Raw genomic sequence first — 10,496 nt, forward strand, 5'->3', positions numbered from 1 at the left:
GTCGCCGGCGTCCCGGATGCGCACGGCAATACCGCGTTGTGCGCCTACGTCGTGCCGGAAGGGCTGACCGCCGCCCATGGGCGGACTGGCTATAGCCAGGTTTCGGACCCGACATGGGGCACCGGTCAGGGTATGGAATCCGAACCGGAAGGCAGCGAGCGGTTAGAACGCGGGGATCGGCAAACCGACGACCGGCTGTCCGAGCTGACGCCAACGCTGCAGGCCGCGCTGGCGCAAAAGCTGCCGGAATACATGGTGCCGCAGTATTGGGTGCAGCTCAGCGAATTGCCGCTGACGCCGAACGGCAAGGTGGACCGGCGGGCGCTGCCGCAGCCGGAGCTGACGGCGGCCACGGGCGATTACGTGGAGCCGGCGAACGAGCTCGAAGCGCTGCTGGCCGATGTGTGGCAGGATGTGCTGGGCGTGCCGCGCGTCGGTACCCGGGACAACTTCTTCGCGCTTGGCGGCGATTCGATCAAGGCGATCCAGATGGGCAGCCGCCTCCAGAAGCATGGATGGAAGCTGGAGATGAAGGAGCTGTTCCAGCATCCGACGATCGAACAGGTCTTGCCTTACTTGCGGCGCGCCGAAACGTTAGCGGCCGATCAGGGGTCGGTCCTGGGCGAGGTGCGGATGACGCCGATCCAGAAGTGGTTTTTCGAGCGGGGATTCGCCGATGCCCATCACTGGAACCAGTCGGTGATGCTGCACGCGCCGTCCGGCTTCGATCCGCGGCTCGTGCGGATGACGCTCGGCAAGCTGCTTGAACACCATGATGCGCTGCGGATGGAATTTGCCCTTGAGCCGGGGCGTCCTGGCGAGCCGGCAAAGGTCATTCAGCATAACCGGGCGCCCGAAGACGTTCGTCCGGATGTGGAAGTGATTCCGGTAGCCGCCGGGAACGAAGGTCCGGAGGAAGCCGTGCGCCGTGGGGCCGAACGTATTCAGGGCAGTCTGGATCCGGTACGCGGGACGCTCGTCAAGGCGGCGATTTTCCAAACGGAGCAAGGCGATCATCTGCTGCTGGTCATTCACCATTTGGTGGTGGACGGCGTGTCCTGGCGGATTTTGCTGGAGGATTTCGCGACCGTCTATGCCCAGGCTTCCCGGGGCGAAGCGATTCTTTTGCCGGAAAAAACGCATTCTTTCCAGGCATGGGCTGCCCGGCTCGCCGAATACGCCAACTCCAGGGCGTTCCTGAAGGAAGCGGCGTATTGGCGCGAGCTGGAGAGCGTTCCCACAGCTCCGCTGTCCAAGGATAACGAGGCTGCGGATCAACGGATGCTGCACGCGCGTACGGTCGATTTTGCGCTTACCGCCCAGGAAACCGAGCAACTGACGACGCTGGCCCACGAGGCTTACCGCACGGAAATGAACGACCTGCTGCTGACGGCGCTAGGCCTTGCGCTTAAGGAGTGGAGCGGCCAGGAGCGGATTGCGGTCCTTCTCGAAGGGCACGGACGCGAGGAGCTGTTCGCGGACGTGAACGTGTCCCGCACGGTCGGCTGGTTTACGAGCCAATATCCGGTGGTGCTCGATCTGGAGCGCTCCGACGATTTGGCTTACCAGATCAAACGGATGAAGGAAGATTTGCGCCACATTCCGAACAAGGGCATCGGCTACGGTATGCTGCGATATTTAACGGAGGAAGCGCATCGGGAAGGGTTGGCATTCTCCCTGCGTCCGGATATCAGCTTCAACTATTTGGGACAGTTTGCGGACATGGCCGAATCGGGCCGGTTTGCGCGCTCGTCCTGGCCGATGGGCAACCCGCTCAGCCCGAATTCCGAGAAGCCGACTCCGCTTGACGTCGTCGGGTTCATCGAAGGCGGTGTGCTGCGCATGAGCATTTCCTATCACTCGGAGGAATACGAAGCGGGTACGGTCGCCGCGTTGAGCGGCCGCTTCAAGGCCCATCTGCAGCGGCTTATCGAGTTCTGCCTGGGCCAAAGCGGCAGCATGCTGACGCCAAGCGATTTGGGCGACGACGAACTTACGCTGGATGAGCTTGATCAATTGCTTCAGCTTTTTTAAAGTGCGGGTTCAAAAAGACGGGTTTTGAGCACCAAGAAGGTTGGATGAAGCTAGGGACTGAGTAGCGGAGCGTAGCTGGAGGCTACGTGAGCAACGGAAGGCCCGGCTGAATTCAAGATTCGACGTCGAATTTACTTCCTTGTATAAGCTTCGTGATAAGAAAAACGTCTATCGAAGTACCTTCTAGGAAGCCAGACCACGATTAGCGGTAGTTTTTCTTGCGATATAAGGAAGCTGATCCTTGGATGTCTATTCTTTCTTATATCTTCAAAGATAACTTTTTGAACTACCGTTTCAATGAAGGTTCAAAAAGACGGGTTTTGAGCACCAAGAAGGTTGGATGAAGCTAGGGACTGAGTAGCGGAGCGTAGCTGGAAGCTACGTGAGCAACGGAAGGCCCGGGTGAATTCAAGATTCGACGTCGAATTTACTTCCTTGTATAAGCTTCGTGATCAAAAGATGACTTTTTGAACTACATCTTAAAGTAGGAAAACTTGGATGAGGTGGACTTATGGATAAACAAAAGATACAAAAGGTGTACCCGTTAACGCCGATGCAGGAAGGCATGTTGTACCACGCCATGCTGGATCCGGACTCTTCATCTTATTTTACCCAGTTGGAGCTGCGCATTTCGGGTTCGTTCGACCGGGGGATTTTGCAGCAAAGCATGGATCAGCTGGTTCGTCATTACGATATATTGCGCACGGTCTTCGTGTATCAGCAGCTGCAGCGGCCGCGCCAGGTCGTGCTGGCGGAGCGGAAGGCGGAGGTTTACTTCGCCGATCTGGCGGATGTCGGCCCGGAAGAGCAGGGGCGAGCGATCGCCCGGCATAAACGCGAGCTTCAGGCCCAAGGCTTCGATCTGGCCAAGGACCAGCTGTTTCGCGTGTCCCTGTTCCAGCTGGCGGCGGATCGGTTTCATCTGATCTGGAGCAACCATCATATTTTGATGGACGGCTGGAGCATGGGCGTGCTGATGAAAAGACTGTTCCAGTACTACGAGGCTATCCGAATGAACCGGCCGCTTACGGGCGCGCAGGATAAGCCGTACGCGGACTACGTGAAGTGGCTGGAGAAGCAGGATAAGGACGAAGCGTTGGCCTATTGGGACAAACGGCTGGCGGATTTCGAGAAGCCGACCGCCGTCCCCCACGGGAAACCGGCTGCCGGGCGCCAAGACGCTTACCGCAACGAAATATACGAGTTCGTCTGGGATAAATCGCTGGTTGGTTCGCTCAAGGAAATCGCCAACCGTTATCATGTGACGCCGCCCAATTTACTGCAAGCGATGTGGGCCGCTTTGCTCGGCAAATACAACAACAGCAACGACGTCGTGTTCGGCACGGTCGTATCCGGGCGTCCCCCGGCGATTCACGGCATCGAAGACATGGCCGGGCTATTCATCAATACGATTCCGGTGCGGGTCAAAGCCGATCTGAAGAGTACCTTTGCCGATTTGGCCAAAGCCGTACAGCGGGATGCGATTGAAGCCGAACCCTTCGATTACGTGCCGCTGTACGATATCCAGAAACGCTCGGTGCTGAAAAACCATCTCGTCGGCCACCTGCTGGCTTTCGAGAATTATCCGCTCGACCGCGAGCTGCAAAACGGCGGCATGGAGCAGCGGCTGGGCTTTTCGATCGAGGTCGCCAACGCTTTCGAGCAGACGAATTACGATTTCAATCTGATCGTGTACCCCGGCGAGGATTGGTCGCTGAAGATGATGTATAACGCCTCTCTTTACGACGAGGCTTGGATCGGCGCCATCGCCGGCCATTTGACCCGCATCGCCGAAGAGGTCGCCCGCGATCCGGAGATCGAGGTCGGCAAGGCCCGCCTGCTGACCGAGCGTGAACAAGCCGAATGGCTGAACGCGGTGAACGATACGAAGCGGGATTACCCCCGCGAACGGACGATTACCGAGCTGTTCGAAGAGCAAGTTCGGCTTTCTCCGGAGCAGCCCGCCATCGTGTTTGGCGAACGGCAAATGACTTACCGCGAGCTGAATGCGGCCGCGGGCAGGCTGGCGCGGACGCTGCGCGAACGCGGCCTTAAGCCGAACGAGGCCGCCGGGATCATGGCGGAACGGTCGATCGAGGCGGTCGCCGGGGTCCTGGCTATTTTGAAAGCGGGCGGCGCTTACGTGCCGGTCGATCCGGAATATCCGGAGGAGCGGATTCGCTACCTGATCGAAGACAGCGGCATGAAGATGATGCTCGTCCAGCTGCGGGTAAGCGGCGCATCCAAGGCGTCCCATAACCCGGCAGGTGTGGAACTGATCCCGGTGGAGCTGGAAGATCCGGCCGGGGGGATCGGCGCGATGGGCGAGCCGGGGGCGAAAAATGGAGAAACGGAGGTAAACGCGATTGCGGATGCGAACGATGATGCCAACGCTGGTACTAATGCTGCCGATGCGGCGAATCTGCCGCCGGTAAATCAGGCCGGCGATTTGGCCTACATCATCTATACTTCCGGCTCCACGGGCCAGCCGAAAGGCGTGATGGTCGAGCACCGCAACGTGGTGCGCCTGGTCCAAAATGCCGGATTCATTCCCTTCGGCGCTCAGGACCGGATGGCCCAAACGGGAGCGATTAGCTTCGATGCCAGTACTTTCGAGCTGTTCGGAGCGCTGCTGAACGGAGGAACGCTGTATCCGGTGCCCAAGGAAATCCTGCTGGATGCGGCGGGCTTCGCCGGCTTCCTGCGGGAGCGGCAAATCGGCACGCTGTGGCTGACGTCCCCGCTGTTCAATCAGCTGGCCGGGCAAAACGCCGCGATGTTCGCCGGCGTCCGCCATTTGATCATCGGCGGGGATGCGCTTGTTCCGGGGTTCGTCAATCAGGTCCGGGCGGCCTGCCCGGGATTGTCGCTGTGGAACGGGTACGGCCCGACGGAAAATACGACCTTCTCCACCGTGCTGCCGATCGCGGAGACGTATGCGGAGCGGATTCCGATCGGTAAACCGATCGGCAATTCGACGGCGTATATCGTGGATTCCGAGGGGCAGCTGCTGCCGATCGGCGTGCCGGGAGAGCTGTGCGTAGGCGGGGACGGCGTGGCCCGCGGTTATTTGAACCGTCCGGAGCTGACGAAGGAGAAATTCGTGCCGAATCCTTTTGCTCCAGGCGAGAAGATGTACCGGACCGGGGATTTGGCCCGCTGGCTGCCGGACGGAATCATCGAATTCCTGGGCCGGATCGACCATCAGGTCAAGGTGCGGGGCTTCCGTATCGAGCTTGGGGAGATCGAATCGCGGCTGCTGCAGGTAGAAGGCGTGAGCGAGGCGGTGGTGATAGTGTGCCAGGACCAGGCGGGCGAAAACCATCTATACGCTTACTTTACCGCCGAGCGGGAATTTGCCGCAGGCGAGCTGCGGGCGGTACTCGCAAAGCTGCTGCCCGATTACATGCTCCCTTCGGCTTTCATGCAGTTGGAACAAATGCCGCTGACGGTCAACGGCAAGGTGGACCGGCGAGCGCTGCCCGAGCCCGGCCGGCTCGGCGAAGAAGCGGCAGTGTTCTATGCGGAGCCGGAAAACGAACCGGAACGCCAGCTTGCGGCGATCTGGCAGGAAGTGCTGGGCCTGTCGAAGGTCGGCGCCACGGACGACTTTTTTGCGCTGGGCGGCCACTCGCTGAAGGCGATGATGCTGACCGCCAAAATCAAGCAGCAAATGGGGCGGGATATTCCGATCAAAGTGCTGTTCGACCGGCCGACGATTCGTGGCTTGGCCGGGTATTTCGCGGAGAAGCAGGCTGCAGGCCAAGCCGATGCGGGGACGGATGCCGGAGCCGAAGCGGACCTGGCTGCCGCAGGCGATGGTCACGACACGGCGATGACTGTGCCGAAACGGCCATCCGCAACAGGGGCTTTGGACCCGATCGTCTCCGCTCCGGCAGGTTCGTCCTATCCGGTGTCCTCTTCGCAGCGGCGGATGTACATCCTGAACCAACTGGGGGAGGGCGACACCAGCTATAATATTCCCGCCGTGCTGCTGCTGGAAGGGGAGCTGGACCAGACGCGCCTGGAAGCCGCTTTGCAAGCGATGATCGACCGGCACGAAACGCTGCGGACCTCTTTCACGATGGAAGGCGGCGAGCTCGTGCAACAAATCCATGAGCATGTCGCGTTCCGCCTGACCTGCACGCAAGCGGCGGAAGCGGAAGCCGAAACCCGGATTCGCGAGTTTATCCGGCCGTTTGATTTAAGCCGGGCCCCGCTCGTCCGGGCCGAGCTGCTGCGGTTGGAGGACCAACGCTATCTGCTGATGATCGACATGCATCACATCGTTTCGGACGGCAGCTCGACGGGCATCCTGATTCGCGATCTGGCGCAGCTCTATGCGGGGGCGGACCTGCCAGCGCCCAACCTTCACTACAAGGATTTTGCCGCCTGGCAGCAGGCTCCGGCGCAGCGCGAATACCTGAACCGCCTCGAGCGGTATTGGCTGGACACGTTCGACGGGGAGCTGCCGGTGCTGGACTTGCCGACCGATTATGCCAGACCGGCCGTGCAGAGCCATGCGGGCGACCGGTTTGTGTTCGGCGTGGACGAGGAGCTGGAGCAGCGGATCCATCGCCTGACGGCCCAAACGGATACGACGCTGTACATGTTTTTGCTGGCGGCGTTGAATGTGCTGCTGTCCAAATATGCCGCCCAGGAGGATATCGTCGTAGGCTCTCCGGTCGCCGGGCGCACGTTTGCCGAAATTCAGGACGTGCCGGGCATGTTCGTCAACACGCTGCCGCTGCGGAATGCGCCGGAAGGCGGCAAAACGTTCGAGCAATTTTTGCGGGATGTGAAGGAAACGAGTCTGCAGGCATTCGATCATCAAAATTACCCGCTCGAGGAATTGGTCGAGAAGCTGCCGCTTGACCGGGATCTAAGCCGCAATCCGCTGTTTAGCGTGTCATTGAATATGCTGAATATGGAGGTGCCTGCCCTGAAGCTGGGCAGTCTGCGCATTTCCTCGTATTCGATCATGCACCGGACGGCCAAGTTCGATCTGACGCTGGAGGCCGTGCAGAAGCCCGCGGGCCAAGGAGGGATCGGTCTTAGCTTCGATTACGCCACCGACTTGTTTATGCCGGAGACGATCCGGCGTTACAGCGGGCATCTGCTGCAAATCATCAAAGCCGCCGTCGAACGGCCGGAAATCCGTCTTGAGGAGATCGAGCTGATGACGGCGCCTGAACGCGAACATATGCTGGCGGAACAGCGCGATAACCGGACGGATTACCCTGCGAAGCAACCGTTCCACCGGTTATTCGAACAACGCGCGCTTGCGGCGAATGAGGCTGTTGCCGTGGCCGATGAGACGGCCAGCCTGACGTATCGCGAACTGAACTACAAAGCCAACCGCGCGGCTTGGGCCCTCATCCGGCGCGGAGTGAAAGCCGGCGACATCGTGGGTCTGCTGCTGGACCGTTCCGTCGATATGGTCGTGGCCATTCTGGCGGTCATGAAGGCGGGCGGCGCGTTCCTGCCGATCGATCCGGATTTTCCGGAGCAGCGGATTCGCTACTGCCTGAAGGATAGCGGGGCGCGAGTGATTCTCACCGAAACCGCCTACGCCGGCCGATGGTCCGGCGGCATTGATGCGGAAATGCTGGACATGAAGGACGAAAGCTGGTTCAGCGAACAAATCCGTACGCCGGACTTGGAGATCGGCCCGGATCATGCGGCCTACCTCATCTATACGTCCGGCACGACGGGAAATCCGAAGGGCGTCAAACTGAAGCACCGGGGACTGGTCAATTATGCATGTTGGTTCCTGAAGGAAGCCGAGTTGACGCCTGCGGACAAAACGTCCCTGCTGTCCTCGTACGCCTTCGATCTGGGATATACGAGTTTATTCCCGATCCTGCTGGCCGGCGGGGAGCTGCATATCGCTTCCAAAGAAACCTATACCGATCCGGAGCGGCTTATCGCCTATTTGGGCCGGCAAGGCACGACTTATATCAAACTGACGCCTTCTTTGTTCCATATGATCGTGAACGCTTCAAGCTTCGAGGATCTCCGACAGCTGGATTCATTGCGTTTGATCGTGTTGGGCGGAGAAAAAATCAACCCGACCGACCTCGCGTCGTATCACCGGAAATACCCGCAAGCGGCGTTGATGAATCATTATGGCCCTACGGAGTCGACGATCGGTATCATTGCCCGGCGCATCGACACGGAACGGCTGGCGGAATTTGCGTCGCGGCCGACGATCGGAAGGCCGATCCACAACGCCGCGGCGTACGTGTTGGATCGATCCCGCCGGTTGGTTCCGGCCGGCGTGGCCGGCGAGCTGTACCTGGCCGGTCCCGGGTTGGCGGAGGGTTATTTGAACCGGGCCGATTTAACGGACGAGAAGTTCATAGCCAATCCGTATTTGCCGGGAACCATGATGTACCGAAGCGGGGACCTTGCCCGGCTGCTTCCGGACGGACAAGTCGAGTTTTTGGGTCGGGCCGACGACCAGGTGAAGATCCGCGGGTACCGCGTCGAACTGGGCGAAATCGAAGCGGTGCTGCGGAAGCACGAGCAGGTCGGCCAAACGTACGTGACCACGGTGGCGGAAGGCGGACGGCCGCCGGAGCTATGCGTTTATTTTACGGCGGGTCAGCTCTTGGCCGCTTCGGAGCTCCGAACCTGGCTCTCCGGACGTCTGCCGATGTACATGGTTCCAACCTATTTCATCCAACTGGATGAGATCCCGCTGACGGGCAACGGCAAAATCAACCGCAGGGCCCTGCCGGCGCCGACGCCGGCAAGACCGGAAGGCAGCGGCTACGCGCCGCCGCAAAACGACGCCGAAGCCGAGCTTTGCCGGATGTGGCGGGAGACGCTGGGCGTGGAATCCGTTGGCGTATTGGATAACTATTTCGATCTGGGCGGCCATTCCCTGAAGGCGATGCAACTGATCAGCCGCATCCATGCCAAGTGGAAAAGGGACGTTCCGCTAAAGGCGGTTTTTGACCATCCGACGGTGCGCGAACTGGCGGCTTATATAGAAGCGGCGGAACAGGACGGACGACTGTTTGCGGGAACCGGCATCGAACCGGCGGCCAAGCGGGAGCATTATCCGGTATCCTCCGCGCAACAACGGATGTACGTGCTGCACCAGTTCAACCCCGGCGTCAGCTACAATATGCCGTCCGTGCTGTTGCTCGAAGGCGAACTGGACGCGCCGCGTCTCGAACGGGCGCTTAACTCCCTGGTGGAACGGCACGAGACGCTGCGCACCTCGTTCCGGGAAATCGACGGGGAGCCTGTGCAAATCGTCCATGAGGTTGTCCGGGTCGAACTGAACGTCACGGACATGGACGAGGAGGAGGCGCAGCGGAATATCGGCGGGTTTATCCGCCCGTTCGACCTAAGCGCCGCTCCCCTGTTGCGCACCGGGTTGATTCGCCTATCCGGCCAGCGCCACCTGCTGTTGATCGATATGCATCATATTATCGCGGACGGCATTTCGCGGGAAATTTTCGTGAAGGAAATCGCCCGGCTCTATCGCGGCGAGACGCTGCCGGCACCCCGGCTTAGCTACAAGGATTATGCGCTGTGGCAGCAGGAGCCTGCCCAACGCAAGCGGATTTCCGTGCAGGAGAAGTACTGGCTGGATCAATTCCACGGGGAGATTCCCACGCTGCATTTGCCGACGGATTATCCGCGGCCTGCCGTGCAAAGCTTTGCCGGCGGTGCAGTACGTTTTGCCCTCAGCCCGGAGACGGCGCAGCAACTGCGCCGCTTCATCGCGGAGACCGGCACGACGTTCCATATGGTGATGCTGGCGGCATTCAACGTTTTCCTCGGCAAATTGACGGGCCAGGACGACATCGTGGTCGGTTCCGTCGTCGCCGGACGCACGAACCCGGACGTGAAGGACATGACCGGCATGTTCGTCAACACGCTGGCGCTGCGCAACCGCCCGGTTGCGAGCCAATCGTTCCGCCAGTTCGTGGCGGAGGTGAAGGAAACTGCCCTGCAGGGTCTGGCGCACCAGGATTATCCGTTCGAGGATCTGGTCGCCCAGCTCGATCTGCCGCGCGATTTGAGCCGCAACCCGCTGTTTAACGTGATGCTGACGGTAGATCGTCCGGATAAGGAAACGTTCCGTCTCGATCGGCTAACCATCAGCCCGTATGAGGCGGCAATCGGCGTCGCCAAGTTTGACCTGACGTTAGGCGCCTTTGAACAAGCCGAAGGCACTTGGCTTCAATTGGAGTATGCCAGCGATTTGTTCAAAGAGAGCACGATCCTGCGTTGGAGCGAATATATGCAGGAACTGCTGAAGGTGGTTGCGTCCCGGCCCGACCTGGTTTTGTCGGCGGTCGAGATGGTGCCGCCGGCCGAGAAGCTGCGCACGCTGCTCTATTGGAACGAAACGGAGCTGAACGTGCCGGAGGACGTTACGATCCATCAGCTGTTCGAGCGGCAGGTGCAGCGGACGCCGGAACGTCCGGCGGTGACGTACC

At 60.1% G+C, this 10,496-nt stretch carries 2 protein-coding genes; both read left to right on the forward strand.

The window, feature by feature from the left end; genetic code table 11:
• Positions 1-132 precede the first annotated feature (132 nt).
• Complete coding sequence (locus ACQ4N8_RS27725) at positions 133-2,034, forward strand: condensation domain-containing protein (protein WP_430707601.1); 1,902 nt, start codon at positions 133-135, stop codon at positions 2,032-2,034.
• Positions 2,035-2,545: 511 nt separating this feature from the next.
• The coding region (locus tag ACQ4N8_RS27730; protein WP_430707600.1) for an amino acid adenylation domain-containing protein at positions 2,546-10,496 on the forward strand (7,951 nt) is incomplete at its 3' end.

This window comes from Paenibacillus macerans (genome assembly GCF_050565405.1).
Classification (GTDB): Bacteria; Bacillota; Bacilli; order Paenibacillales; family Paenibacillaceae; genus Fontibacillus; species Fontibacillus macerans_B.

What these genes read in the sequence shown, in the direction of transcription:
- ACQ4N8_RS27725 (WP_430707601.1), top strand. Translation starts at nt 133, where the DNA reads ATGGAATCCGAACCGGAAGGCAGCGAGCGGTTAGAACGCGGGGATCGG.